Annotated in this window: 26 protein-coding genes and 1 riboswitch; of the genes, 18 read left to right on the plus strand and 8 right to left on the minus strand. The window is 72.8% G+C overall.

Annotated features, from left to right (window positions below; all coding sequences use genetic code 11):
* Positions 1-39 precede the first annotated feature (39 nt).
* The gene (locus ACIBF8_RS13245) at positions 40-633 is read right to left on the minus strand and encodes a copper resistance protein CopC (protein WP_396782923.1); all 594 of its coding nucleotides are present in this window, start codon (positions 631-633) and stop codon (positions 40-42) included.
* A 252-nt stretch (positions 634-885) separates the two neighbouring features.
* Between ACIBF8_RS13245 and ACIBF8_RS13250 the strand changes: the two genes are divergently transcribed.
* Positions 886-1,536, plus strand: a complete 651-nt coding sequence (locus ACIBF8_RS13250) for a hypothetical protein (RefSeq protein WP_396782925.1) — start codon at positions 886-888, stop codon at positions 1,534-1,536.
* Between the two features lie 155 nt (positions 1,537-1,691).
* Here ACIBF8_RS13250 and ACIBF8_RS13255 read toward each other — a convergent pair whose 3' ends face one another.
* On the minus strand, positions 1,692-2,024 hold the full coding sequence (locus ACIBF8_RS13255) for a hypothetical protein (RefSeq protein WP_396782927.1): 333 nt from the start codon (positions 2,022-2,024) through the stop codon (positions 1,692-1,694).
* 301 nt (positions 2,025-2,325) lie between these two features.
* Here ACIBF8_RS13255 and ACIBF8_RS13260 point away from each other — a divergent pair, with 301 nt between their 5' ends.
* The 7 genes from ACIBF8_RS13260 to fabF all read left to right on the plus strand — a co-directional run bounded on the left by ACIBF8_RS13260 (position 2,326) and on the right by fabF (position 9,048).
* Positions 2,326-3,510, plus strand: coding sequence for a sensor histidine kinase (locus ACIBF8_RS13260; RefSeq protein ID WP_396782929.1), 1,185 nt, complete (start codon positions 2,326-2,328; stop codon positions 3,508-3,510).
* Positions 3,507-4,208, plus strand: coding sequence for a response regulator (locus ACIBF8_RS13265; RefSeq protein WP_396782931.1), 702 nt, complete (start codon positions 3,507-3,509; stop codon positions 4,206-4,208). Before ACIBF8_RS13260 ends, ACIBF8_RS13265 begins: the two co-directional genes overlap by 4 nt.
* The gene (locus ACIBF8_RS13270) at positions 4,205-5,548 is read left to right on the plus strand and encodes a PucR family transcriptional regulator (RefSeq protein WP_396782933.1); all 1,344 of its coding nucleotides are present in this window, start codon (positions 4,205-4,207) and stop codon (positions 5,546-5,548) included. Before ACIBF8_RS13265 ends, ACIBF8_RS13270 begins: the two co-directional genes overlap by 4 nt.
* A 78-nt stretch (positions 5,549-5,626) precedes the next feature.
* Positions 5,627-6,553, plus strand: coding sequence for an ACP S-malonyltransferase (locus tag ACIBF8_RS13275; protein WP_396782935.1), 927 nt, complete (start codon positions 5,627-5,629; stop codon positions 6,551-6,553).
* Positions 6,550-7,494, plus strand: a complete 945-nt coding sequence (locus ACIBF8_RS13280) for a beta-ketoacyl-ACP synthase III (RefSeq protein WP_396782936.1) — start codon at positions 6,550-6,552, stop codon at positions 7,492-7,494. The genes ACIBF8_RS13275 and ACIBF8_RS13280 overlap by 4 nt, the downstream gene beginning before the upstream one ends.
* A gap of 85 nt (positions 7,495-7,579) precedes the next feature.
* Positions 7,580-7,819 carry an acyl carrier protein gene (locus tag ACIBF8_RS13285; protein WP_030330276.1) on the plus strand — a complete coding sequence of 80 codons (240 nt, stop codon included), beginning with the start codon at positions 7,580-7,582 and terminating at the stop codon, positions 7,817-7,819.
* 2 nt (positions 7,820-7,821) lie between these two features.
* Complete coding sequence (gene fabF / locus ACIBF8_RS13290; protein WP_396782938.1) at positions 7,822-9,048, plus strand: beta-ketoacyl-ACP synthase II; 1,227 nt, start codon at positions 7,822-7,824, stop codon at positions 9,046-9,048.
* Positions 9,049-9,128: 80 nt separating this feature from the next.
* Here fabF and ACIBF8_RS13295 read toward each other — a convergent pair whose 3' ends face one another.
* The 3 genes from ACIBF8_RS13295 to ACIBF8_RS13305 all read right to left on the minus strand — a co-directional run bounded on the left by ACIBF8_RS13295 (position 9,129) and on the right by ACIBF8_RS13305 (position 11,942).
* Positions 9,129-9,347, minus strand: coding sequence for a hypothetical protein (locus ACIBF8_RS13295; RefSeq protein WP_396782940.1), 219 nt, complete (start codon positions 9,345-9,347; stop codon positions 9,129-9,131).
* 276 nt (positions 9,348-9,623) lie between these two features.
* On the minus strand, positions 9,624-11,357 hold the full coding sequence (locus tag ACIBF8_RS13300; protein ID WP_396783121.1) for a glycoside hydrolase family 3 protein: 1,734 nt from the start codon (positions 11,355-11,357) through the stop codon (positions 9,624-9,626).
* A gap of 93 nt (positions 11,358-11,450) precedes the next feature.
* Entirely contained in the window at positions 11,451-11,942 is a 492-nt protein-coding gene (locus ACIBF8_RS13305; RefSeq protein ID WP_091409261.1) for a DUF3145 domain-containing protein, read from the minus strand.
* 308 nt (positions 11,943-12,250) lie between these two features.
* Here ACIBF8_RS13305 and ACIBF8_RS13310 point away from each other — a divergent pair, with 308 nt between their 5' ends.
* Positions 12,251-12,580 (plus strand): hypothetical protein, encoded by a 330-nt coding sequence (locus ACIBF8_RS13310; RefSeq protein ID WP_088988216.1) that lies wholly within the window; start codon positions 12,251-12,253, stop codon positions 12,578-12,580.
* A gap of 76 nt (positions 12,581-12,656) precedes the next feature.
* On the opposite strand, the gene ACIBF8_RS13315 is transcribed toward ACIBF8_RS13310, so the two are convergent.
* A complete protein-coding gene (locus tag ACIBF8_RS13315) occupies positions 12,657-13,283 on the minus strand; it encodes a carbonic anhydrase (RefSeq protein ID WP_396782942.1) in 627 nt (208 codons plus the stop codon).
* 169 nt (positions 13,284-13,452) lie between these two features.
* Here ACIBF8_RS13315 and ACIBF8_RS13320 point away from each other — a divergent pair, with 169 nt between their 5' ends.
* The 5 genes from ACIBF8_RS13320 (at position 13,453) to ACIBF8_RS13340 (ending at position 19,692) form a co-directional block, all read left to right on the plus strand.
* Positions 13,453-14,430: an alpha/beta fold hydrolase gene (locus ACIBF8_RS13320; RefSeq protein ID WP_396783123.1), complete on the plus strand. Its 978-nt coding sequence runs from the start codon at positions 13,453-13,455 to the stop codon at positions 14,428-14,430.
* A gap of 108 nt (positions 14,431-14,538) precedes the next feature.
* Complete coding sequence (locus ACIBF8_RS13325; protein ID WP_396782943.1) at positions 14,539-16,656, plus strand: HelD family protein; 2,118 nt, start codon at positions 14,539-14,541, stop codon at positions 16,654-16,656.
* Positions 16,657-16,762: 106 nt separating this feature from the next.
* On the plus strand, positions 16,763-17,680 hold the full coding sequence (locus tag ACIBF8_RS13330; protein WP_396782945.1) for a cation diffusion facilitator family transporter: 918 nt from the start codon (positions 16,763-16,765) through the stop codon (positions 17,678-17,680).
* A 133-nt stretch (positions 17,681-17,813) separates the two neighbouring features.
* Positions 17,814-17,945: riboswitch (cyclic di-AMP (ydaO/yuaA leader) on the plus strand.
* Positions 17,946-17,950: 5 nt separating this feature from the next.
* Positions 17,951-19,015 (plus strand): coiled-coil domain-containing protein, encoded by a 1,065-nt coding sequence (locus ACIBF8_RS13335; protein ID WP_396782946.1) that lies wholly within the window; start codon positions 17,951-17,953, stop codon positions 19,013-19,015.
* Between the two features lie 161 nt (positions 19,016-19,176).
* Positions 19,177-19,692 carry a hypothetical protein gene (locus ACIBF8_RS13340; RefSeq protein ID WP_396782948.1) on the plus strand — a complete coding sequence of 172 codons (516 nt, stop codon included), beginning with the start codon at positions 19,177-19,179 and terminating at the stop codon, positions 19,690-19,692.
* 177 nt (positions 19,693-19,869) lie between these two features.
* Here ACIBF8_RS13340 and ACIBF8_RS13345 read toward each other — a convergent pair whose 3' ends face one another.
* Positions 19,870-20,331 (minus strand): SRPBCC family protein, encoded by a 462-nt coding sequence (locus ACIBF8_RS13345; protein WP_396782950.1) that lies wholly within the window; start codon positions 20,329-20,331, stop codon positions 19,870-19,872.
* A 190-nt stretch (positions 20,332-20,521) separates the two neighbouring features.
* Here ACIBF8_RS13345 and ACIBF8_RS13350 point away from each other — a divergent pair, with 190 nt between their 5' ends.
* Complete coding sequence (locus ACIBF8_RS13350; protein ID WP_396782952.1) at positions 20,522-21,499, plus strand: PfkB family carbohydrate kinase; 978 nt, start codon at positions 20,522-20,524, stop codon at positions 21,497-21,499.
* The gene (gene surE / locus ACIBF8_RS13355; protein ID WP_396782953.1) at positions 21,496-22,323 is read left to right on the plus strand and encodes a 5'/3'-nucleotidase SurE; all 828 of its coding nucleotides are present in this window, start codon (positions 21,496-21,498) and stop codon (positions 22,321-22,323) included. Before ACIBF8_RS13350 ends, surE begins: the two co-directional genes overlap by 4 nt.
* Positions 22,324-22,340: 17 nt before the next feature.
* Here surE and ACIBF8_RS13360 read toward each other — a convergent pair whose 3' ends face one another.
* The gene (locus ACIBF8_RS13360; RefSeq protein ID WP_030330302.1) at positions 22,341-22,703 is read right to left on the minus strand and encodes an STAS domain-containing protein; all 363 of its coding nucleotides are present in this window, start codon (positions 22,701-22,703) and stop codon (positions 22,341-22,343) included.
* Between the two features lie 386 nt (positions 22,704-23,089).
* On the opposite strand from ACIBF8_RS13360, the gene ACIBF8_RS13365 reads away from it, so the two are divergent.
* Both ACIBF8_RS13365 and ACIBF8_RS13370 read left to right on the plus strand, forming a co-directional pair.
* Positions 23,090-23,230 (plus strand): hypothetical protein, encoded by a 141-nt coding sequence (locus ACIBF8_RS13365; RefSeq protein WP_238670080.1) that lies wholly within the window; start codon positions 23,090-23,092, stop codon positions 23,228-23,230.
* 168 nt (positions 23,231-23,398) lie between these two features.
* Positions 23,399-23,797: a hypothetical protein gene (locus tag ACIBF8_RS13370; RefSeq protein ID WP_396782955.1), complete on the plus strand. Its 399-nt coding sequence runs from the start codon at positions 23,399-23,401 to the stop codon at positions 23,795-23,797.
* Positions 23,798-24,342 lie beyond the last annotated feature (545 nt).

The following is a 24,342-nucleotide window of genomic DNA, read 5'->3' on the forward strand; positions in this document are numbered from 1 at the left end:
GCAAGATCGGCGCGGAGAGACGGCCCGGCACCCCGGCGATCAGCTGGCGCGGCGGCGGCGGAACAGGAGGCCTGCGGCGAGGGCGGCTAGCAGCAGCAGGCCGCCGAGCGCCCAGAGCCACCAGCGACCGCCGGGGTCGGACTGCTCCGACGCCGCCGGCACAGTGGACGCCGTCGAGCTGCCGGGGTTGGCCGAGGCAGGCCCGACAGAGGGTGCGACAGCCGAAGGCGACCCAGCCGACGGGGCAACGGCCGACGGCGAGGCGGAAGGGTCGGCGGCGGTGCCGGTGGTCAGGGTGAACCGCACCTCGCCCTTCACCGGGTGCCCGTCGGAGGACGTGAGCTGGTAGCCGACGATGTAGAGACCCGCCGCGGCCGGCTTGAACGGCACCCGCACGCGGCTGCCGTCGAAAACCGGTGGGCCGCCAGCGACCACATTGTCCGGTCCGGTTATTGTGATCTTCGTCGTAGTCGGCGACGGCTTGGCGAGGAACCGCAGCTCGATCCGGGCTGGTGCCGTCGCCACGCGGGCGCCGTCGCGCGGGTTGCTCCCGGTCAGCTCGTTGTGAGCGGCGGCCGGTGTCGCCGGCACCAAAAACGACACACCGAACGCCACGCCGAGTACCACTGGCACGACCCGCAACGTACGTGTAACCCTGCCCCCCATGAACCCCTCCGTAAGGGTACGATCCGCCCGCTGATCAAACGGCTCCTCATTAGTCGAGCAGAGATCGCAGATAGTTCCAATTACTGTTCCGAAAGCTGCAACTCATCGATGTTCTGCGGAGTCTGTAGGAGTGGGTGCGACCATCTGGTCGATGCCACACCGGCAGCCCGGTACAGACGTCACGACGAAGCCATCCATCGAACGGGGCGAGGAGGCGGGATGGTCCGACACATGAGGCGGTTCGCCGCCGTGTTGGCGGGCACCCTGGCGGCGGCGCTGCTGTCGCTCGGCACCGCCGGCTCGGCCTCGGCGGCGCCGAAGCCGGCACCGGCCGGAGTGGAGATCACCGGCGTGGGGCTGTCCGCGCCGCTACGGCTGCACGCGGACACGGAGCCTGCCCTCGTGGGGGCGGTCATCGACCAGGTCAACTTCCTCGCCCGCACCGGCATGCCCGCCGGCCCGAAGGCGGCCGACCTCGGTCCGAAGTACACGGTCGTGGTGCTCGCCGGCGACACGCCGAAGCAGACGTACGACCTCTACCCCAGGGCGGTCGGTGGCCCCCGTGTCTACCGGCCGGCGAAGCAGCCGGACGGCCGCAAGACCAGCGCCGGGTGGTTCCTCGGTCGGCTCAGCATGTCCGAGACCCTGCGCACCGCCGGTGTGCCGCTGGAGCGGCAGCTCGACACCGTCAGCGGCGGCGTCGGCGGCGGCGAGCGGGTGCTCCCCGAAGACACGCTCGACCCGGCGAAGGACCTCGACGAGGCGCTCGGCGACCTGCAACGCCTGCTGCTGCTCAACGTCGGCGTGATGGTGACCATCACGGTCGGCCTCGCGGGGATCGCCCTGCTGGTCCGCCGCCGCACGCGCTGAGCCCGCGCGCTGAGCTACCACACGCGTGGAACGCCGCACGCGCTGAGCTACCACGCGCGTGGAACGCCGCACGCGCTGAGCCGGGCCGCACGCGCTGAGCCGGGCCGCACCCGCTGAGCCCTCGCACCCGCTGAGCTGCGCCGCTTCGGCGGTGGTCAGCACCAGCGGCGCGGTGGGCGCTCTCGGCGGGTGGCCCGCGGACGCGGCCGGACCGGACCGTGCCGATGCGCCCCGGCCCAGCCGGGAAGTTCGCTGAGGCAACCACCCGGAACGTCGGAGTCGGGCTCGGCGAGGCCGGCGGGCTCGGCGGAGCGTTGCCGCGGCAGGACGGGCTCGTCGTCGACCCGCCCGGCGAGCGGCTCCATCGGGTGCGCTGGTGCGCCGCCGACCGACCGGCGGTGCTTGCCGGTAGCCGGCTGCGGGTCTTGGTGCCCCGGCCGACAGGGCTCACCCTGGGCGCAGCCGTGCTCGGCCTCCCCGTGCGCCATCCCCGGTCTCCTCACGCTCGCCTCACCCCCGGGTGTCCCCCGACGTGCCCCTGTCACCGTACTGGCCGGGACCGACGGGCCGCGCGGCGCGTACCCGGGGGGCTGGGCCGGCCCGGCCCCCCAGACGCCGCTGAGCGCGGGACCCGGTTGCGCAGTTCACAGCTTCTTTCCGCACCGTTCATCCGCTGCGGCGCGCCGGCGGTGGGAGACGCGTGGCGTACCCCTTTCGGCGCATGGTGCTACCGCAGAGGTCCTTCCCCGGTCGGAGTTCGGCGGGCGACGGCTGTGGTGGGATCGGGGCATGCGTCCGCCACCGTGGCTCGACTCCGGCACCCTCGGCCGTGACCTCGTGCTCGCCGGTGCGTCGCTGGCCGGTGGTCTGGTGCTGTACGCCCTGGGCTGGCAACCACAGGTCCGTTCGAACGCGGAGGTGCCGTCGGCGTTGTTCCTGCCGCCGCTGGTGGCGGTGTGCGTCGCGGTCGGCCTACGGCGGGTCGCACCGCGCACCAGCCTGGCCGTGGGCACCGGCGCGCTGGTGGTCGACACGGCGCTGGGCAGTTCGTTGGGCACGGTCCTGGTCTACACGCAGGTGCTCTACGACGCCTGTGTGTACGGCCCACCCCGGCTGTGGCGGTGGTTGCTGCGGATCACGATCGCGCTGAGCCTGATCGGGGTGGTCGTCGGCGTGCTCGGCTACGGCCAGTGGCGTGGGGCGGCGCTCGGGGTGCTGGTGGTGCTCGCCGGGGTGTTACCGGTTTTGACCGGCATCAGCGTCCGGCAGTACCGCGACCAGGCCGCCGCCGAGCGGGCGCGGGCCGAGCAGACCGCCCGTCTGGTCGAGTTGGACCGCCGGCAGGCGGTCAGCGCGGAACGGGCCCGGATGGCCCGGGAACTGCACGACGTGGTGGCGAACCACCTCAGCGCGGTGGCCATCCACGCCACCGCCGTGCTCTCCGTACCGGGGCTGGATCGCGGCCAGGTGGAGTCGGCGTTGCGGGTGATCCGGGAGAGCAGCGTGCAGGGCCTGGCGGAGATGCGTCAGATGATCGAGGTGCTGCGCGAGCCCGGACCGGGCGGCGGGCCGGTCACGGCGGACGTGGTCACCGCGCGCCTCGCCGAGACGGACGGGCTGATCGAGCGGATCCGGGCGGCCGGCCTGGCGGTGCGGATCCGGACCGATGGCACGCCGGGAACACTGCCGGTGGGGGTGGACCTCGCCGCCTACCGGATCGTGCAGGAGTCGCTGACCAACGCGCTCAAGCACGGCACGGGTGAGGCGGAGCTGACGATCGCGTACCGGCCGGCCGAGGTGGTGCTGACGGTGGAGAATCCGGTGCGCCGGGGCGAGGCCGGGGTGCCGGGCGCCGGGGCCGGGCTGATCGGGATGCGGGAGCGGGCCACCCTGCTGGCCGGCCGGTTCACCGCCGGCCCGCGCGACGGCCGCTGGCAGGTGCGGGCCGCCCTCCCCACCGGGGAGAGCGGGTGACCGGGCCGGCGCGGCCACCGGACGGCGCGAGGGCGGCGACGGTACGGGTGGTGCTCGCCGACGACCAACCGGCGGTCCGCGCCGGACTGGCCCTGATCCTCAACGGCGCGCCGGACGTCGAGGTGGTCGGCGAGGCGGCCGACGGCGACGAGGCGGTGCGCCTGTGTCGGGAGGTACGCCCGGACGTGGCGGTGCTGGACGTGCGAATGCCCCGCCGGGACGGGATCTCCGCGACCCGGGCGATCGTCACCGACGGACTCGCCGACGTACTCGTGCTCACCACCTTCGGCCTCGACGAGTACGTTTTCGGGGCGCTGCGGGCCGGGGCGGCCGGGTTCCTGCTCAAGGACACCGACGCCGACGGTCTGGTGAACGCGGTGCGGACGGTGGCGCGGGGCGACGGGTTCATCGCCCCCGCGGTGACCCGACGGCTGATCACCGCGTTCGCGGCCACCGCGCCGGGCGCCTCGGCGGACACCCGGGCCGCGCTGGGCACCCTCACCCCGCGCGAGCGTGACGTGCTGGCCTGTCTCGGGCTGGGCCTGTCCAACCAGCAGATCGCGGATCGGCTGGTGCTGGCGGAGAGCACCACCAAGACCCACGTGAGCCGGATCCTCGCGAAGCTGGGCCTGCGCAGCCGGGTGCAGGCGGCGATCCTGGCCCAGGAGTTGGGCCTGCCCACTCCCCCACCACCGTGAGCGGGCCCGCTGGGCTCGCCGTGCTGACCGGTGCCGACGTGGATGGCCTGCTCACGACGTGTCAGGCTAGGGCGGTGAGCACGCCGGGCGGTGGGGAGCTGTCGGCCACGCTGCGCCGGATCGAACGATCGGCGGGGGCGTTGGCCACCTCCAGCGTGGCCCGGATGGACGAGACGCTGCCGTGGTTCCGGGCACTGCCGGCCGACCAGCGTTCCTGGGTGATGCTGGTCGCTCAGGCGGGCGCCCGGTCGCTGGTGCAGTGGCTGCGCGACGGCGGCGGCACGGCGGACAGCACCCAGGAGGTCTCCGACGAGGTCTTCGCCGCCGCCCCGCAGGCGCTGGCCCGGTCGATCACCCTTCAGCAGACCGTGGCGTTGATCAAGGTGACGATCGACGTGGTCGAGGAGCAGGTGTCGCACCTGGCCGCCGAGGGCGAGGAGCAGCAGCTGCGCGAGGCGGTGCTGCGCTTCTCCCGGGAGATCGCGTTCTCCGCCGCCCGGGTGTACGCGCGGGCCGCCGAGTCGCGCGGCGCCTGGGATGCCCGGTTGCAGGCGCTGCTCGTCGACGCGCTGCTGCGCGGTGACTCGCCGGACGTCCTGGCCAGTCGGGCCGCCGCGCTCGGCTGGGCGGACGCGCCGCCGGTCGCGGTGGCGGTCGGTCGATCGCCCGGCGGGGAGGTCTCCGCGGTGCTGCACGTGGTCTACCGACAGGCCCGCCGGATCGGCGTGGAGGTGATCGGCGGCGTCCACGGCGACCGGCTGGTGATCGTGCTGGGCGGCGCACCGGACCCGCTGACCGCCACCGCGAAGCTGCTGGGCGCGTTCGGGGACGGCCCGGTGGTGGTCGGTCCGGCCGTACCGAGCCTGGACGAGGCCACCGAGTCGGCGCGGGCGGCGCTGTCCGGCTTTCGAGCCGCGCCGGCCTGGCCCAGCGCGCCTCGGCCGGTGCCGGCCGCGGACCTGCTGCCGGAGCGGGCCCTCGCCGGCGACGCGGAGGCCCGTCGGCGGCTGCGCCACGATGTGTACGCGACGCTGGTGCGCGCGGGCGGCGAACTGCTGGCGACCCTGGACGCCTTCCTGGCCGCCGGTGGCACGCTGGAGAGCGCGGCTCGGGCGCTGTTCGTACACCCGAACACGGTGCGTTACCGGTTGCGCCGGATCGCCGAGGTGACCGGGTTCTCGCCGCTGTCACCGCGCGACGCGTTCGCCCTTCAGGTCGCGCTGACCGTGGGTCGGTTGGACCCGGTTGTCCCGCTCACCTCGCAGGTCCCGACTCAGACAATGACCCCGCCCAGCCGGAAATCCCCCCAAACAGAGGATGATCCCCGCCGATCTTTGTAGGAAACCTCCAAAGGCCCTAGTGCGGTTTGGTCGAAGGCGGCACAGCGTTACCCGCCTTTATCCGGGAGAGTCATAGGCGTGCTCGCCGTACTTAGTCCCGGCCAGGGTTCTCAGAAACCCGGCTTCCTGACCCCCTGGCTCGACCTGACCGGCACTGAGGCGCGACTGCGCGAGTGGTCCGCGTTGGCCGGGGTCGACCTGCTGCACCTGGGCACCGACGCCGACGCCGACGAGATCAAGGACACCGCGCGCACCCAGCCGTTGCTGGTCGCGGCGGCGTTGCTCGCGGCCGAGCACCTGCCGCTGGACGACGTCGCGCTCGCCGCCGGCCACAGCGTCGGCGAGTTGGGTGCCGCCGCCGTGGCCGGCGTGCTGTCGGCCGACGCCGCGATCACCCTGGCCGGCGTACGCGGCCGGGAGATGGCCGCGGCGTGCGCGTTGGAGCCGACCGGAATGGCCGCCGTGCTCGGCGGTGACCCCGACGAGGTGATCGCCGCGATCGAGGCGAACGGCCTGTACCCGGCCAACCGCAACGGCGCCGGGCAGATCGTCGCCGCCGGCGCCCTGGACGGGCTCGACAAGCTCGCCGCCGCGCCGCCCGCCCGGACCCGGGTCATCCGACTCCAGGTGGCCGGCGCGTTCCACACCCCGTACATGGCTCCGGCCGAGACCGCGCTCGCCACGGCGGCCGCTCAGATCACCCCCGCCGACCCGGCCCGGACGCTGCTGTCGAACCTCGACGGCACCGCCGTCGCCAACGGCCCGGCCATGGTGCAGCGCCTCGTCCGTCAGGTCACCGCCCCGGTGCGCTGGGACCTGTGCATGCGCACGCTGGCCGACCTCGGGGTCACCGGCGTGATCGAGCTGCCCCCGGCCGGCACCCTCGCCGGCCTGGTCAAGCGGGAGCTCAAGGGCGACGGCGCCCCGGAGATCGTCACCCTCAACACCCCGGACGACCTGCCGGCCGCACGGGACCTGATCGCCCGCATCGGAGGTCGTTCATGACTGGCAGTCGCATCGTCTCGATGGGGCACTACCAGCCCTCCCGGGTGGTGACCAACGACGACATCGCCCAGCTCGTCGACACCAACGACGAGTGGATCCGCGACCGGGTCGGGATCGTCAGCCGGCGGATCGCCGACAGTGAGACGGTGGCCGACATGGCCGCCGCCGCCGCCGGCAAGGCACTGGCCAACTCGGGCCTGACCGCCGCCGACATCGACCTGGTCGTGGTCGCCACCTGCTCCTCCATCGACCGCAGCCCCAACGTGGCCTGCCGGGTCGCCGCCAAGCTCGGCATCACCGCGCCGGGCGCGTACGACCTCAACACCGCCTGCTCGGGCTTCGCGTACGCGCTGGGCACCGTCGACCACGCCATCCGGGCCGGGGCGTCGCGCAACGCGATCGTCATCGGCGCGGAGAAGCTGTCCGACTTCACCGACTGGACCGACCGCTCGACCTGCATCATCTTCGCCGACGGGGCCGGTGCCGCGGTGGTCTCCGCCGCCGCCGACGACGAGCCGGCCGGGATCGGCCCGGTGGTCTGGGGCTCGGTGCCGGACAAGAGCGACGCGGTCCGTATCGAGGGCTGGCGCCCGTACATCCAGCAGGAGGGGCAGGCGGTGTTCCGCTGGGCCACCACCGCGCTGGCGCCGCTCGCGCTGCAGGCCTGCGAGCGGGCCGGGGTCGACCCGTCGGAGCTGGCCGCGTTCGTGCCGCACCAGGCCAACGCCCGGATCATCGACGGCATCGCCAAGCGGCTCAACATTCCCAACGCGATCATCGCGAAGGACATCGTCGAGTCCGGCAACACCTCCGCGGCGAGCGTGCCGCTGGCCCTGTCCAAGCTGGTCGAGCGCCGGGAGGTGCCCTCGGGCGCACCGGTGCTGCTGTTCGGCTTCGGCGGCGGCCTGACCTACGCCGGCCAGGTCGTCCGCTGCCCCTGATGACCCCCTCGGGCGCGTACGCGTCGAGGAGTGGCGGTCGGCGACGCCGTCCGCCGGAGAACCCCGATGAAAGGAACCAACCGCAATGACCCGTGACGAGATCACCACCGGCCTCGCCGAGATCCTCGAAGAGGTTGCCGGAGTGAACCCGGACGACGTTGCCGAGGGGAAGTCCTTCACCGACGACCTCGACGTCGACTCGCTCTCCATGGTCGAGGTCGTGGTGGCCGCCGAGGAGAAGTTCGGCGTCAAGATCCCGGACAACGAGGTGCAGAACCTCAAGACCGTCGGTGACGCTGTCAGCTACATCGCGGCGCAGTCCTGATCATGAGTCGTCCTGACGTCGTCGTCACCGGGCTCGGCGCGACGACCCCGCTTGGCGGGGACGTCGCGTCGACCTGGGACGCCATGCTCGCCGGCCGCTCCGGGGTGAGTGCCCTCACCCAGGAGTGGGCCGAGCAACTGCCGGTGCGGATCGCCGCCCAGCTGGCCGTGGAGCCGTCCGAGGTACTGGACCGGGTCCGCCTGCGTCGCCTGGACCGTTCCGAGGCGATCGCGATCATCGCGGCGCAGCAGGCCTGGGCGGACGCCGGCCTCGCCGGCTCCGACCTCGACGGGGAGCGGTTGGCCGTCAGCGTCGGCTCCGGCATCGGCGGTGCCACCACCCTGCTCGCCCAGGACGACATCCTGGAGGCGTCCGGGCCACGGCGGGTCTCCCCGCACACCATCCCGATGCTGATGCCGAACGGTCCGGCCGCCTGGGTCGGGCTGGAGCTGGGCGCCAAGGCCGGCGTGCACTCGGTGGCCAGTGCCTGCGCCACCGGCGCCGAGGCGATCGCCCTCGGTCTGGACATCATCCGCTCCGGCCGGGCCGACGTGGTGGTGGCCGGCGGCACCGAGGCGGTCATCCACGCGCTGCCGATCGCCGGTTTCAGCTCGATGCGGGCCATGTCGACCCGCAACGATGACCCGGAGCGGGCCTCCCGCCCGTGGGACCGGGGCCGGGACGGCTTCGTCCTCGGCGAGGGCGCCGGCATCCTGGTGCTGGAGCGGGCGGAGCACGCCGCGGCCCGGGGCGCCCGGGTGTACGCACGCCTCGCCGGCGCCGGCATCACCTCCGACGCGTACGACATCGTGCAGCCGCACGCCGAGGGCGAGGGCGCGATCCGGGCCATCGCCAAGGCGATCGCTGACGCGGACATCGCCAAGCGGGACATCGTGCACGTCAACGCGCACGCCACCTCGACCCCGGTCGGGGACATGCTGGAGATCGGCGGGTTGCACAAGGCGCTCGGTGACCACCCGGTGCTGTCCGCGACGAAGTCGATGACCGGTCACCTGCTCGGTGCGGCCGGCGCGTTGGAGTCGATCGCCACCATCCTGGCGATCCGCGACAGCGTCGTCCCGCCGACGATCAACCTGGACGACCCGGAGCCCGGCCTCACCCTGGACGTGGCCGCGCACAAGGCCCGCCACCTGGAGATTCCGGCCGCGTTGAACAACGCGTTCGGCTTCGGCGGCCACAACGTGGCTCTGGTCTTCGCCCGGCCGTAGCGGGCCGGCGGAGACTCGCACGACCCCGCTTGAGACGTCAGCAAGGGGCCCTCCTCGTCGAGGAGGGCCCCTTGCTCGTTTCAGGCCCGGTTGCGGGGGTGTTGTTTCGCCGTGCGTTCGTTGCCGTGCCGGTAGTTGCCGGTCCAGCGGGCCATCACCAACTGCGGGTCGTCGTCGACCTCGGCGAGGAACTGCGCCGCCCGGGCGCCGCGCAGCGTGCCGGCCACCCGTCCGTGATGCGTGATCACCACCGTGCCGTCGGCACGCTCGACGTACCGGAATCCCGCTGCCACTCCCATCCGTCGAGGTTGGCAGACCGGCCGGGGTGGGGCGAGCCGATATCCGTCGCGCGGGCACCCGAAGCCGACTGACGTGACGTCGCCGTACCGTTTTGATGGGCCGACTGAAGATCGACTAACGGGGATCACCACCATGGACACTCGTACCCGCGCTGCGCTGGTCTTCGCGGTCAACGAGGGCCTGATCGTCGAACGGACCGACGTGCTGCCCGCGTACCGGCTCACGGTACGCGGGCTCGCGACCGCCGGGTGAGGTGAGTCGCGGTGGGGTCGTGGTCAGCTGCTGGGGCAGGTCGTGGCGGGCAGGCCCGGTACGGCCACCGGGGATCGGCCGCCCGGCCGGGCCTTGCCGGCGAGCACGGCCGCCAGCGCGGTCATCGACGCCCGGCTGGACGAGTAGGTGGCCAGCAGCGTCGGTGACTTGGCGTCGGCCAGCACGTACGGGGTGTCCATGGCGACCGTGACCGCGGCGTCAGGGCGCAGGTCGCTGGCGCCGTCGCCGTAGCCCACCAGGTGCACTATCGTGCCGCCGCTGGGCTTGACCGGCACCCCGGCGGCGGTCAGCGCGGCGGTGAGCGTGGCCCGGGTGCCATCCCGACCGCCGGACGAGGTGACGGTGACCGGCCCGCGTACCGCCGTACCGCAGGGGCCCCGCAGCACGGTGACGGCGGCGGCGGCCAGCGCGTCGGCCGCCGCCCGGTGCTCCGGGGTGTTGAGCGTGGACATCTGCGCCGCCGGCAGCTGGGCGAGCTGGAACTTCATGGTCAGCACCCGGGTGACCGCCTCGACCAGCCGGGTCCGGGGCAGCGACCCGCCGCGCAGCGCGGCGAGCAGCCCGTCGTACGCCTGACCCACGTTCGGGGTCATCAGGATGAGGTCGTTACCGGCGTTGAGCGCCCGGACGGCCGCCTCGCCGGGTGCCCAGCGCTTCGCGGGCGGCATGTTCATCCCGTCGGTGATCACCACGCCCTTGAAGCCGAGTTGGCCGCGCAGCACGTCGGTGAGCAGCTTGTGCGAGAACGTCGCCGGGGTTCCCGGGTCGATCTCGCGCGCGTCCAGGTGACCGGACATCACCGCCATCGCGCCGGCCTCCATCCCGGCGGTGAACGGCGGCCAGGCTCCGCTCTGCAACGCCGCGGCGGACTGGGTGAGCACCGGGAGATCCTGGTGCGAGTCGTCGGCGCTGTGACCGTGGCCGGGGAAGTGCTTCAGGGTGGCCGCGACCCCGACCGACTGAAGGCCACGGACGGCGCCGCCCACCTGCGCGGCGGCCTGCTTCGGGTCGGCCCCGTACGACCGGGAGCCGATCACGGTGCTGCGGGTGGCCAGCACGTCGGCCACCGGGGCGAAGTCGACGTTGATTCCCATCGCGGCCAACTCGGTGCCGGCGGCCCGCCAGGCAGCCTCGGTGAGCTTCGGGTCACCGGCCGCGCCCGCCGCGAGGGCGCTGGGCAGCACGGTGACCCCGTCGGTCACGCGGGTGACGACGCCGTACTCCTGGTCGGTGCCGATCAGCAGCGGCGCGGGACCGGCGGCGAGCCGACCGGCGGCGGTACGCAGCCCGGTGGTGAGCTCGTGCACCTGTTTGGGGTTGTCGACGTTCGTGGTCTCCTGGTTGCCCTTGGTCGGGTCGTCGGCGCTGAAGCCGACCAGGATCAGGCCACCCAGCCGATACTTGGCGATCATGTCGGCCGGGGTGTCGACCCCGGCGAGGGCCTGGTTGCCGGCCGCCGAGCCGGCGGAGACCTTCGTCGCCGAGTCGCCGTAGGCGTACGGCATCAGCACCTGGCCAACCAGGTCTTCGTCGGACAGCGTCGCCACCAGCGCGGCGGCCCGGCCGGCGGGATCGCCGGCCGGCGGCGCGGCGGGAACGCTCGGGTCGGAGGTGGCGGCCGGGCTGGGCGTCGGGGCGGGACGGGGCGAGCCGCCCGAGCAGCCGGAGACGAGCAGGGCGGTCAGGGCGGCGACAGCGACGCGGGCGCGCCACGGGCGATTCGACACGCCGCCTATCCCACCAGTTCCCCCTTATCGGGGCAACTTGACCTTACCGCCCGCACACTCCAGTGGCGGCGCCGCTGCACGTCGGAGTCGCGGACGGTCGGGTCAGCCGACCCGGGTGAGCAAGGTCACCGGGGCACCGTCACCGGCGTACCGGTACGGCTCCAGGTCAGCGTCCCATGCCGTGCCGAGCGCCTTGTCCAGGGCATGCGCCAGCGCCTCCGGGGCCCGCGAGGCCGCCATCAGCGCCCGCAGCCGGTCCTCGCCGAGCTGGATGTCGCCGGCCACGCCGACGGTGGCCCGGAACAGGCCACGGGCCGGCACGTACATGAAGCGCTCACCGTCGGCACCGGGACTCGGCTCCTCGGTGACCTCGAAACGGATCATGGGCCACTGCCGTAGGGCAGCAGCCAGCTCGGCGCCCGTCCCCGGACGACCGGTCCACCCGCACTCGGCCCGGCGTGCGCCGGGGTCGACGGGCTGAGCCGTCCACTGCAGGTTGACCGGCGCGGCTAGGACGCGCGCGATCGCCCACTCGACGTGCGAGCACACGGCGAGCGGGGTCGAGTGGACGTATACGACGCCACGCGTTGGCACGGTGACCTCCCGGAGAGCGAGGTGCGTCTTCCCCTACGACCTCGTCCACCCAGGTGGTTTCTGCAACACATGATGACTCCTGTGGCGCGTGGTGCGCCAGGGAATCGGAAAAAACGCCGGGCGGAATAGCCGGACGGGTGGTCCCCGTTGCCTCTCAGGACACCGCGACGACCAGCATGATGTCGTGGTCCTGTACAGTTCCACCGGCGGCTTATGCCGCGTTACACCTACGCGGGCCGAGTCACGTACGACCCGCACACAGCCCCCGGACGTCCAGTCCTCCCGTACGTCTTGCAAGGAGTACCTCCGTGGCGAGCAACACCTCTAAGACCGCGCGCGCGTCCGTCCGGGCCGGCCAGGCTGGCCAGGGTGGCGCCCTCAGCGTGCTGGGCGAGTTCAAGTACCTCATCCCGCTCAACGGCGGCAAGCACGCCTACGTGCGGAACCTGACCAACGGCAAGACCGCGCACCTGCGCACGGACTCCGACGCCTTCGTCGAGGAGATCCGCGTTCTGGCCGCCGCCGGCCACGCCGCCAAGATCCGGGCGGAGATCAACAACCTGGCTGCCGCCCACCCGGGCGACGGCTGGGAGGCCACCGAGAAGCGCCTGGTCGCGGCCGGCGTTTTCGAGGGCTGAGCTCTCCCCCACCGCATCATCTGAAACCGCCCGTCGGGGATTCCCGGCGGGCGGTTTCGCGCGTTCCAGGGCCGGTTCAGCCCGGATCGAGCAGGGCGACCTCGCCGGTGGCCAGGTCGTAGAGGCCGCCGACCACGGCCACCCGACCGGCGGCCACCGGCCCGACCAGCAGATCGTCCTCGCGCAGGATGCGCACCGTACGCCGGACGTGCCGGCGGATCGCCAGCGGTTGCACCGCCGGATCGTCGATCCCCGCCTCGATCACCGACGGGGCGATCTCGTCCACCAGGTGCGCCAGCGACCCGCCGGGGCGCTCCCCGGCGCGCAGCGCGTCCACCGTGGCACCCACCGCACCGCACCGCTCGTGGCCGAGGACCATCACCAGCGGTACGCCGAGCTGGCTGACCACGTACTCGATCGAGCCGCACACCGCGCGATCCAGCACATGCCCGCCGGTACGGATCACGCAGATCGCGCCGAAGGTCTGGTCGAAGATCGCCTCCAGCGGCACCCGGGAGTCGATGCAGCCGAGCACCACGGCGTACGGCTGCTGGTCGCCGGAGGCCGCGGCCGCGGCGGCCGTGACGTCGTGCCCGTGTATCGGCTGGCCGCTGACGAACCGCCGATTGCCGGCGAGCAGATCGGCCAGCGCGGCCCGGGGCGTACCGCCCGCCTGGCGTTCCTGCCCCGACGTCGCGTCCATGGGCGCTCCCGACGACCCCATGTCGTTCAGCTTGGCCCGCCGACGGTGCGCACGGGCGAGGTCGGGAATGTTCGCACGGCGCGATTGGCGTGGTGTCATGGCGGGTAGCCGGTGTTACCGCCGGGTATCGGAGGTGCTGGTGGTGCGGGACGACCCTGGGGAGGTGGCGATGCCGGAGCGGTTCGAGGTCGGTATGCCGGACGGCGTACGGCTCAACGTCGAGGCGACGGGTCCGACGGACGCCCAGGTCACCGCCATCCTGCTACACGGCTGGACGCTGGATCGGCGCGCCTGGCACCGGCAGGTCGACGCGCTCACCGCGGCGCCGTTCGGCGGGTCGGTGCGGGTCGTCGCCTACGACGCGCGTGGGCACGGCCGGTCCAGCTGCATGGCGCTGCCCACGGCCACCCTGGCCCAGCTGGGCGACGATCTGGCGGCGGTGCTCGACGCCGTCGCGCCGACCGGGCCGGTGGTGCTGGTCGGGCACTCGATGGGCGGCATGACGATCATGGAGTACGCCCACCGCCACCCCACGCATTTCGCCGCCCGTACCGCCGGACTGGTCTTCGTGTCGACCACCGCCGAGGGGCACACGCACACCGTCTACGGGCTCTCGCCGCGGATCGCCCGGTTGATCCGGCTGGCGGAGACGACCGGGGCGGGCGTGCTGGCCCGGTGCGGCTCGTGGCGGGCTCCCCGCGCACTGCTGACCGCGCTGCGACCCAGCATCCGGTGGATGCTCTTCGGTGACCGTTGCGAGCCGGCCGACATCCGATTGGTGACGTCTGCGGTGGCTCGTGCCTCGTTGCGCTCGATCGGCGGGTTCCGCGCCTCCATCGGCACCCAGCACCGACTGGACACCCTGGCCGCGTTGGCCCACCTGCCGGCCGCCGCCCTGGTCGGCGACCGGGACCGGCTGACTCCGCCACCGTGCGCCGAGTCGATCGCGGCGGTGCTGCCGGCCACCGAGCTGACCGTCTGCCCAGGTGCCGGACACATGCTGATGATGGAGCGCCCGGACGAGGTCAACGCCGCGCTCACCGGCGTGGTGCGACGGGTGCTCGCCGAATCACCGCCGGCCCACCCGCCCGCCACCGCCGCCGCCACCACCGCCACCGCCGCCGCCGCCGCCGCGACGAGTGTCTGAGCACGTTCCCGCACCTCGGGCGCGGCGGGTCGGACCCGGGGCCGTACCCTTCTGCGGTTGGCCCGCGCGGTTCCCGCCGCCTGCCGGCGACCCTTGAAGGAGCGTGCGTTGACCGACCAGACCGGCCTGGAGCAGGAGATCGCCGTCGAGCAACGACACCTCGACCGGGTGTACGCCCGACTGGCCGAACTGCGGCGGTCGGCCGTCCGCGCCGAGCGCGACGGCTACCGGATGGCCCGGGTGGGTACGTTCGGTGCGCTGGTCGAGCGCGACGCGATGGTCTTCCACGCGGCGCAACGACGGCACACGCTGGACGCCGAGCATGAGGGGCTGGTCTTCGGCCGGCTGGATCTGCGCGACCGTCAGGTGCTGCACGTCGGACGACTCGGGATCCGCGACGAGGACGCCAGCACGCTGGTCGTCGACTGGCGCGCGCCGGCCGCCGCCGCCTTCTACCAGGCCACCCCGGCGCAGCCGCTGGACGTGGTGCGGCGCCGCACGATCCAGTCCCGCGCCGAGCGGGTCACCCGGATCGAGGACGACCTGCTGGACCCGACCGCCGCCCCGGAGGGGATGACGGTCGTCGGCGACGGCGCGTTGCTGGCCACCCTGTCCAAGGCCACCGGCCGGGGCATGCGGGACATCGTGGCGACCATCCAGCGGGAGCAGGACGAGGCGATCCGCTCGCCCGGCTCCGGGGTGACGATCGTCGCGGGCGGCCCCGGCACCGGCAAGACCGCGGTCGCCCTGCACCGGGCCGCGTTCCTGCTCTACTCCGACCGCAGCCGCTACGCCGGCGGCGGCATCCTGGTGGTCGGCCCGTCAGCGGTATTCGTCGAGTACATCGGCTCCGTGCTGCCGTCGCTCGGCGAGGACACCGCGACCCTGCATTCGCTGGGCACGCTCTTCCCGGGGATGACCGCCACCCGCACCGACCCGCCCGAGGTGGCGGCGGTGAAGGGCTCGCTGCGGATGCGCCGGGTGCTGGAGCGGGCGGCCCGCGACGCGGTGCCGGGTGGCCCGGGTGAGCTGCGGCTGCTCTACCGGGGCACGCTGCTGCGGCTGGACCGGGCCGCGTTGGACCGGATCCGCGACCGAGCGCTGCAACGGGGCGCGCGGCGCAACGAGGTCCGCCGGGCCGGTTTCGACGGGGTGTTCGCCGCGCTCTGGGCGCAGGCCCGTGAGGTGGGCATCGGTCGACTGCCGGAGCAACCGGCCTTCGAGGCGGAGATCGCCGAGCGGTCGGAGTTTCGGGAGTTTCTCAAGGCGTGGTGGCCCCGGCTGCATCCCCGGCACGTGCTCGGCTGGCTGGCCCAGCCGGACCGGCTGCGCCGCTACGCCGGGGGAATCCTCTCCTCGGCGGAGATCCGGCTGCTCAACGCCGCGTACCGGAACCTGGACTCGGCCGGGCTGACCATCGCCGACGTGGCCCTGCTGGACGAGCTGGACGCGCTGCTGGGTAAGCCCGTGCAGCCGGCCCGCGCGCGGCGCGACCCGTTCCAGCTCGCGGGCGGCGTCCGCGAGCTGAGCACCCTCGGCGACCGCCAGCGGGCGGCCCGCGCGGCGGCCCGGGAACGCCCGGAGGACTACCGGGAGTACGCGCACGTGGTGGTGGACGAGGCGCAGGACGTTTCGCCCATGCAGTGGCGGATGATCGGTCGGCGCGGTCGGCTGGCCTCCTGGACCGTGGTCGGCGATCCCGCACAGACCGCGTGGACCGGGGATCCGGAGGAGCTGACCCGAGCCCGCGACCATGCGCTGGGCCGGCGCAAGCGACACGATTTCACGCTCACCACCAACTACCGCAACTCGGCGGAGATCTTCGCGGTGGCCGCGGCGGAGATCCGCCGGCTCTACCCTGACCTGCCGCTGCCGACCGCGGTCCGTTCCACCGGGGTCGAGCCGGTCGAGCTGGTGGTGCCCGCGACGGGGTTGGAGACCGCGACCGTGGAGGCGGCCGCCGGCCTGCTGGCCGAGGTGGAGGGCACGGTCGGGGTGATCACGCCGGTTCCGCGCCGCGACGAGGTCGCCGGTTGGCTCGGCGCGCTCGGCGCGCCGAGGTTGCAGGTGGTGACCAGCCTGGAGGCCAAGGGCATGGAGTACGACGGGGTGGTGCTGGTCGCCCCGAGCGAGATCCGGGCGGATCCGGGCGCCGGGGTACGCACCCTGTACGTGGCGCTCTCCCGGGCCACCCAGCGCCTCACCACGATCGACCCGACCGGCTGATGCGTGCGGGCCGCCGCCGTCGGGAGGCGCAGCCCGTACACTTGCACACATAGCGATGTGAGCATACATTTGATCGGGTCCCGACCGGCGGCGGAAGGTGATTCACGTGGGCGCAGGTCATGACCACCACCATGGGTCCGTCGCCAATGCCGCACAGCAACACCGGGGTCGACTCTGGGCGGCGTTCGGATTGCTCGCCACCCTCATGGTGGTCGAGGCGGTGGTCGCCCTGCACACCGGCTCGCTCGCCCTGCTCTCCGACGCCGGGCACATGTTCACCGACGTGCTCGGCATCGGGATGGCGCTCGCCGCGATCACGGCGACCCGGCGGGCCAGCGGCGACCCGCAGCGCACCTTCGGGCTCTACCGGCTCGAGGTGCTCGCCGCGCTGGCCAACGCCGTCCTGCTCTCCGGCGTCGCGATCTACGTGGTGATCGAGGCGATCCGCCGTTTCGGCGACCCGCACCAGGTCATCGCCGGCCCGATGCTCGTGGTGGCCGTCCTCGGCCTGCTCGCGAACATCGCCGCCTTCGCCCTGCTGCGCGCCGGGGCCCGGGAGAGCATCAACCTCCAGGGCGCCTACCTGGAGGTGCTCGGCGACCTGCTCGGCTCGCTCGGCGTCATCGGCGCGGCGCTGCTCATCGCCGTCACCGACTGGTGGTGGGCCGATCCTCTGGTCGCGGTCGCCATCGGCGTGTTCATCCTGCCGCGCACCTGGCGGCTGGCCCGCGCCGCCATCCGCATCCTGGTGCAGGCCGCCCCGGAGCACCTCCAGGTGACCGCCGTACACGACCGCCTGGCTGCGGTTCCCGGTGTCGTCGAGGTGCACGACCTGCACGTCTGGACGCTCACCTCAGGCATGGAGGTGGCCTCCGCCCACCTGACCATGGCACCCGGCGCGGAGGTCGGCGCGGTGCTCACCGCGGCGCGTACGGCTCTACACGACGACTTCCGCATCGAGCACGCGACGTTGCAGATCGAGCCCGGCGCCGGCACCGGGGCATGCGGCTCTATCGAGTGGTGACGGAACTTCCTCAGCTCCCATCGCCATTTTCGGTGATGACGCACGCACCGTCCGTCACATTCGCTGCAGCCGCCCCAGTGGCACCGGTAAGCTCGGTCCCGGCCACCACCAGGCGGCGCCCTCCCGGCGCCGGTGGCGGTCGCCGCCTAATCGCTCGATTGGGCGAACCGGGGAACCACGTTCCTGGGGTGCATCCGCGTCAGCGGTAGGGATCTTCCGTCCCGAACCCGTCAGCTAACCCGGTCGGCGGCTGACGGAAGGACATGCGCAGTGGCACCAGCACGACCCCCCGCCGCCAGACTGGCGGCCCTGATCGTCGCGATGTTCACCCTCAGCGTCGCGCTCCCGGCCGGCACCGCCTCGGCCGCTCCCCCGACCGGCCTGCGGGCCGCCGCACCCGACTCCGACGAAGAGGGCGGCACCCCGGCGTTGCGCGCCCAACTCGAGGCGGCCAGCAAGGGCTACCTGGACGCGAAGCGCGCCCTGGATACCTCCGTGCAACGGCAGCAGCAGCTCACCACCCGGCTCAAGGCCATCGAGGTCGAGCTCGATCAGCGCAACGGCAAGGTCGGCGAGATCGCCGAAGTGGCGTACCGCACCGGTCGACTCGGCACGATGTCGGCGCTGCTCAACAGCAACACTCCGGAAGGCTTCATGGACCGGGCAGCCGCGCTGGACGCGGTCGCCGCCAACGAGGACCGGGTGCTGCGCGACCTGTTGAGCAGCAAGGACCAGGCCAACCGCACCCGGGCCGCCCTGGACGGCGAGATCAACGAACAGCGCAAGCAGGTCGCGGTGATGGCCAAGCGCAAGGAGCAGGCCGAACGGGCCCTGACCGTGGCCACCGCACCCAAGCCGCAGACCACCACCGACAGCGGCTCCAACCGGGGCACCTCCGCCGCCAACGCGACGGCCGCGCCGCGCAACTCCGACGGCTCCTGGCCGTCCGAGTCGTGCAGCGTCAACGACCCCACGCCGGCCAACGGCTGCATCACCCCGCGTACCCTGCACGCGCTCAACCAGGCCAAGGTCGCCGGCTTCACCCGGTACGTCTCCTGCCACCGCCCCGGCGGCTCCGGTGAACACCCGAAGGGCCGGGCCTGCGACTTCGCGGCGCAGAAGAACGGCTTCGGCGGGGTCGCCACCGGCGGCGACAAGACCTACGGCAACAACCTGGCGGCGTACTTCATCCGCAACGCGGACCGGCTCGCCGTGCTCTACGTGATCTGGTTCAAACAGATCTGGCTGCCCAGCAGTGGCTGGAAGTCGTACAGCGGGGCCAACGGCACCCCGTCCACCGACCACACGAACCACGTGCACCTGTCGGTCTACTAGAGCCACCAGCACTGGTGTCGGGGTATCCGCGCGACGGGATACCCCGACAGCAGTGACGTCGTCTCGATCATGAACGCGCGACCCGGCTACGTCGCCGGGCGTACCCCGGATGTCGTCGGCCGTCGGACGACCCGGCCGAGGTCGCCGGGCAGCATCGCGGTATGCCTCGGATCCGACCCACCGCCCGCAAAGCGCTGCTCACCCTGCACCTGGTCACCTCGCTGGGCTGGCTCGGCACCGACCTGGTGCTGCTCACCCTCGGCATCGCCGTGCAGCGCGGGGCCGACCCGGCAACGGTCTATCCGGTCACGGCGCTGGTCGGTACGGTGCTGTTCGCGCCGCTGAGCGTCCTGGTCTGGCTGATCGGTGTGGCCAGTTCGCTGCTCACCCCGTGGGGCCTGCTGCGCCACCGCTGGGTGCTGGTCAAGCTCGTGCTCACCACGGTGATGGTCGGGCTGGTGCTGTTCCTGCTCGCCCCGAACCTGCGCCACGCCGCGGCGATGGGTGCCGCCCTGCCCACTCGGGACCGCGCCGACCTGGTGATCGCGCCGGCCGTGTCGACCAGCCTGATGATCATCGCGACGGTGCTGTCCACGTACAAGCCGTGGGGCCGACGGCGCGCTGCCCAACCCACCCGCCCAAGCCGCAGCGGCGCGAACTCCGCGACAGTTGCCTAACCCACCCCGCGATCTTGCCCCGCCCCGCCCCGCCCCGCCCCCCACTGCTCCGCGATCTTGCACTTACTGTCCCGACAAAAAGGGGCATCCCACTGATATAGGCAACCGAAACCGCAAGATCGGCGCGGTGGGCGCGGGGGCGCGGGGGCGCGGGGGTGGGGGTGGGGGTGGGGTGGGTCAGGGTGGGGGGTTGCCGGCTCGGTCGAGGGCCGCGCCCAGCCGGGTTGCCAACGCGAGGTGGGCGGCCTGGGCCTGGCGGAACGCGTACCGGAACAGCGGGGTCGGCGCGGTCAGGGTGATCTCGACGTCGACGCGAACCAGGCCGTCCGGATCGGCGCGCAGTCGGGTGTGGTTGCGCACCGTGGTGGCTGGCCACTGGCGAGCCACCATGACGATCTCGTCGGCCTCGCTGATCAGCACGTCCGCGTGGTACGTGGTCCGGAAGCGCAGCGGGCCGGCGGCCAGCCGATCGTTGATCGTGTAGCTGGCCCGCGCGCCGGGCCGGGGCGGCACCCGACGAACCCGGACGATCAGCGGATGCAGCTCGCCCTGCCGGGTCAGGTCGCTGAGCAGCGCTGCCGCCGTGGCCGGTGCGCACCGGGCCTGGACGGTGTAGCTGAAGGTATCGCTGCTGAGCACACCGTCTCCCGCCGTCGTTGGTCGCACGATCGTCCCGTACCGATGTCTGGCTGGCAACGCCCGACGGCCCTCAGCATCGCGACGGACCGGGCCGATGAGACGCCCTGCCGCCTCCCATCCGATTAGAATCGATTAGCACCGATTCACCCGACGGTGCCGGAGGGGTGGACCGCATGAACGGCGACGACCGATGAGTGGGCACGTGATGGTTTTCGCGCCCACTCCACAGCTGACAGTGACCGTCGACCAGCCGAACGACCACCCCGAGCTGCACCTGCACCCTGGCGGGCAGGGCGTCTGGCAGGCCCGGATGGTGCTGTCCCTGGGTGTCGACGTGGTGCTCTGCGCCGCCCTCGGTGGTGAGATCGGCCAGGTGTTGGAGCCACTGCTGGTCGGCGAGGGGGTGGACCTCAAGGTGGTGGTCCGCGATTCGGGCAGCGGCGGGTACGTGCACGATCGCCGGGAGGGCTCCCGGCAGGAGATCGTCGACGTTCCTGGGCAGCCGCTGAGCCGGCACGAGATCGACGAGCTGTACAACCTGGCCCTCGGCGAGGGCCTGCGGGCCTCGGTGAGCATCCTCAGTGGGCCGAACGAACCGTGGCTCGTCCCGGCCGACCTCTACCGGCGCTTCGCCGCCGACCTCGGCGCCAACGGCGGCCGGGTGGTGGTCGACCTCTCCGGCGACCATCTCGGTTCGGTGCTGGAGAGCGGGGTGTTCTTCCTCAAGGTGAGCCACGAGGAGTTGATCCGCGACGGCCGCGCCCGCAGCGACGACAGCCTGGAGCTGACCCGGGCCATGTACGAGCTGCACGACGGCGGCGCCGAGACGGTGGTGGTGAGCCGCGCCGACCAGCCGGCGCTGGCGCTCATCGACGGCGAGTTGTTCGAGGTCGAGATGCCTCGGCTGGAGGCTGCCGACCCGCGCGGCGCGGGCGACTCGATGACCGCCGGGGTGGCCGCCGTCGTGGCCAGGGGCGGGGACATCCGAACCGCCATCCGAACCGGCGCCGCCGCTGGCGCGCTGAACGTGACCCGGCACGGCCTCGGCACCGGGCGGCTGGACTCGATCACCGGCCTGGTGGACCGGGTCCGGCTGGTGCCGGCGGACAGCCGACAACAGGAGCGCACCACCCCGGACGAGTTGGCCGACCGGGTGGTCGAACGATGACCCTGCGGGTGCTGATCACCAACGACGACGGGATCGCCGCGCCGGGCATCCAGGCACTGGCCTGGGCGGCCGCGCAGCGCGGCCTGGACGTGGTGGTCGCCGCGCCGATGGAGGAGGCCAGCGGCACCAGCGCCGCGATGAGCGCCATGGAACGCGACGGGCGGGTCGTCGTGAACGACCATCCGCTACCGGACCTGGCGGGCGTGCCGGCGTACGGGGTCGCCGGTTCCCCCGGCTTCATCACCCTGATCGCCCTGCACGGGGCGTTCGGCCCACCGCCGTCGGTGGTGCTCTCCGGTGTCAACCGGGGCGCCAACGCCGGCCGGGCGGTGCTGCACTCCGGGACGGTGGGCGCCGCGTTCACCGCCGCCACGAACGGCTGCCGGGCGATGGCGGTCTCCCTCGACGTGCTCTCGGCCGGCGAGGCGACGGCCGCGAGCGGTGGCGCCGCGGTGGACGCCTCCGTCCGGGTACGCGACGCCGAACGGCACTGGGGCACCGCCGCGCGGGTCGCCCTGGACCTGCTCCCCCGGTTGACCTCCGCCCCGATGGAGAGCGTGCTCAACGTGAACGCCCCGGACCTGCCACAGGGGCAACTGCGCGGGGTGCGTCGGGGCACCCTGGCCAGCTTCGGTCAGGTGCAGATGACGGTGGCCGAATCCGGCCACGGCTTCGTCCGCACGTCTCTGGAGGAGCCGGGGCAGGCCGCGCAGCCCGGCACGGACGTGGCGTTGCTCGCCGCCGGGTACGCGTCGGTGACGGCCATCCGAGCGGTCACCGAGGCGACCGACGTCGACCTGACCGGCCTGGACGAACAGCCCTGACCGGGGATGCCCGACGCTCAGGCGCCGGGCAGCACCTCGGGGGTGGCGGCGCCGGCGAAGTAGGGCTCCGGGGCACCGAACAGGCCGAGCAGGCCGGTCACCCAGAGCTGCCGGTGCACGAACCGGCTCGGCTCGGTGACCACCAGCTTGACGTCGCTGACCTCGGCCGTCTGGAAGCCGGCAACCATGGCGCTGATGCCGACCGAGTCGATGAAGGTGACCAGCCTCATGTTGAGTTCGATGCGCAGGGGGCGGCCCTTGGCCAGCACCTCCGCGATCGCTTCGCGCACCTCGTACGCTGTGTCGACGTCGATCTCGCCCCGTGGGGCGATCTCCACGACACCACCGGACAGAACCGACTTCACGATCGACAGGCTCACGCGAGCACCTCCACCCGCCCGTCCCCCGGGCGCCTCATCAGTACGCGGGCCGCGACCGAGAGTATTCCTCCGACGGCCTCGGTCGCCACCCCTCGGGATGAGCAATTCGCGGATCCCGCCCCACAAAGCCGCCCATATCCGTACTTTTCAGTATCTGATTACTCAAGACTTTTTGTTATTTGACCATCGGCGATCGGTCGTCACCGACGCGCCGCCGAACCAGGGTAGCGGTCCGAACCCGGCACACCCGACAACCGGCCATGAGGTACGCCCGCCCCGCGTGCCACCGGCGTGTCGCCCGCAGCCGTACGACCCGATCCGCGCCAACGGTTGCCGACGCGCCCTAGCATCGGCCGGGACACCTACCGCGACGGAGAGGATCTTCGATGATCAAGCGACTTGCCGGGCTGGCCGGCGTCGGCGTTCTGCTCGCCCTCGTCCTGGCCTGCGGTTTCGGTGGCGGAGACGACGATGACGACGATGACGACGACTTCGCCCGAGGCGTCGCCGTGTCGGCGGTGCGCTGAGTCGGTGGCGCGCTGAGTCATGGGGCTCTGACGCGTCGGTGCTCCGCGTCGGTCGGGTTTGCGCCCGGCCGACGCGGGGCACTGCGGGATAGGCGAAACCGTGACGCGCTGGAAAGACGCCGAAGTCCGAAGTGGCCGGCGGCTTCGGCACCTGAGGAGGTAACCACGATGTTCGGAACCAACCTGCTGGACCGCCGCAGCAAGCCGGAGCGGATCGCGGACCAGGCCTGGGAACACCTGCTCTCGGCGGTCAGCTACGCCGGAGACAGTGTGCGGGACACTGCCCGCTCGGCCCGTCGCAACAGCAGCGACCTCGCCGACGAGGCGGGTGACCTGGTGGGATCCGCCGCCGAGGAGGCGCGACGTCGCGCCTCGCTGGCCTTCGACGCGCTCGCCGGCCGCCAGCCGGCTTTGCCCTGGACGCTCCTGATCGGCGCCGCGCTCGTCGGCGCGGCGGTCGGCTGGGCCGTCGGTTCCGCCGCGCGGGCCGCCGGCAGCCGGGACGACCGCGCCGTCGACGACGTGGAGTTCGTCGACGTCGACCGCCCCAGCTCCCCCGCCGTCTAAACCGACAGCACCACAGGCCCCGCTCGACCCAGTCGAGCGGGGCCTAACCATGCACACCCACCAGTCCCACCCAAGCCAACCCACCCCCGCCAGCCCGCCCCGCCAACCCACCCCCGCCAGCCCGCCCCGCCGGCCCGCCCACGCCCGCCCGCCCGCCCGCCCGCCCCCGCCGATCATGCAGTTGTGGTGGTGGACGAATGTGGCAGGAAAGAGCATTTCTCCCACCACAACTCCATGATCGACGTGGGGGTTGGTGGGTGGGGCGTGGCGTGGGGTGGGCGGGGCGTGGGGGTAGGCGGGGGCGGGGTGGGGTGGGTGGGGTGGGGTTGGGACGGGTGGGTGGGGTGGGGGTTGGGACGGTGGGTGGGCCGGTCCGCCGGGTGCCGGACCCCTCAGGCCGCCCGGCGGACCGGTGTTTCGGTGGTGATCCGGGGTCCCGCCCGGATCACCGGCTTTGCAGCGCACGCAGGTGATGGCGGCCAGGCCGGAGGGGCCGCCAGCGCGGTGCTCGGAAGTTGTCGGTCGATCGCCAGGCCGAAGTGGAC

Origin of the sequence: Micromonospora sp. NPDC050276, assembly GCF_044459545.1 — a bacterium.
Classification (GTDB): domain Bacteria; phylum Actinomycetota; class Actinomycetes; order Mycobacteriales; family Micromonosporaceae; genus Micromonospora.

Excerpts from the sequence above, each read along its gene's own strand:
- ACIBF8_RS13340 (WP_396782948.1), top strand. The coding sequence starts at position 19,177 with ATGCCTCGGATCCGACCCACCGCCCGCAAAGCGCTGCTCACCCTGCAC.
- ACIBF8_RS13280 (WP_396782936.1), top strand. The coding sequence starts at position 6,550 with ATGACTGGCAGTCGCATCGTCTCGATGGGGCACTACCAGCCCTCCCGG.
- ACIBF8_RS13370 (WP_396782955.1), top strand. The coding sequence starts at position 23,399 with ATGTTCGGAACCAACCTGCTGGACCGCCGCAGCAAGCCGGAGCGGATC.
- ACIBF8_RS13255 (WP_396782927.1), bottom strand. The coding sequence starts at position 2,024 with ATGGCGCACGGGGAGGCCGAGCACGGCTGCGCCCAGGGTGAGCCCTGT.
- fabF (WP_396782938.1), top strand. The coding sequence starts at position 7,822 with ATGAGTCGTCCTGACGTCGTCGTCACCGGGCTCGGCGCGACGACCCCG.
- ACIBF8_RS13285 (WP_030330276.1), top strand. The coding sequence starts at position 7,580 with ATGACCCGTGACGAGATCACCACCGGCCTCGCCGAGATCCTCGAAGAG.
- ACIBF8_RS13250 (WP_396782925.1), top strand. The coding sequence starts at position 886 with ATGGTCCGACACATGAGGCGGTTCGCCGCCGTGTTGGCGGGCACCCTG.
- ACIBF8_RS13350 (WP_396782952.1), top strand. The coding sequence starts at position 20,522 with ATGAGTGGGCACGTGATGGTTTTCGCGCCCACTCCACAGCTGACAGTG.
- ACIBF8_RS13315 (WP_396782942.1), bottom strand. The coding sequence starts at position 13,283 with ATGGACGCGACGTCGGGGCAGGAACGCCAGGCGGGCGGTACGCCCCGG.
- ACIBF8_RS13295 (WP_396782940.1), bottom strand. The coding sequence starts at position 9,347 with ATGGGAGTGGCAGCGGGATTCCGGTACGTCGAGCGTGCCGACGGCACG.
- ACIBF8_RS13365 (WP_238670080.1), top strand. The coding sequence starts at position 23,090 with ATGATCAAGCGACTTGCCGGGCTGGCCGGCGTCGGCGTTCTGCTCGCC.
- surE (WP_396782953.1), top strand. The coding sequence starts at position 21,496 with ATGACCCTGCGGGTGCTGATCACCAACGACGACGGGATCGCCGCGCCG.
- ACIBF8_RS13320 (WP_396783123.1), top strand. The coding sequence starts at position 13,453 with ATGCCGGAGCGGTTCGAGGTCGGTATGCCGGACGGCGTACGGCTCAAC.
- ACIBF8_RS13260 (WP_396782929.1), top strand. The coding sequence starts at position 2,326 with ATGCGTCCGCCACCGTGGCTCGACTCCGGCACCCTCGGCCGTGACCTC.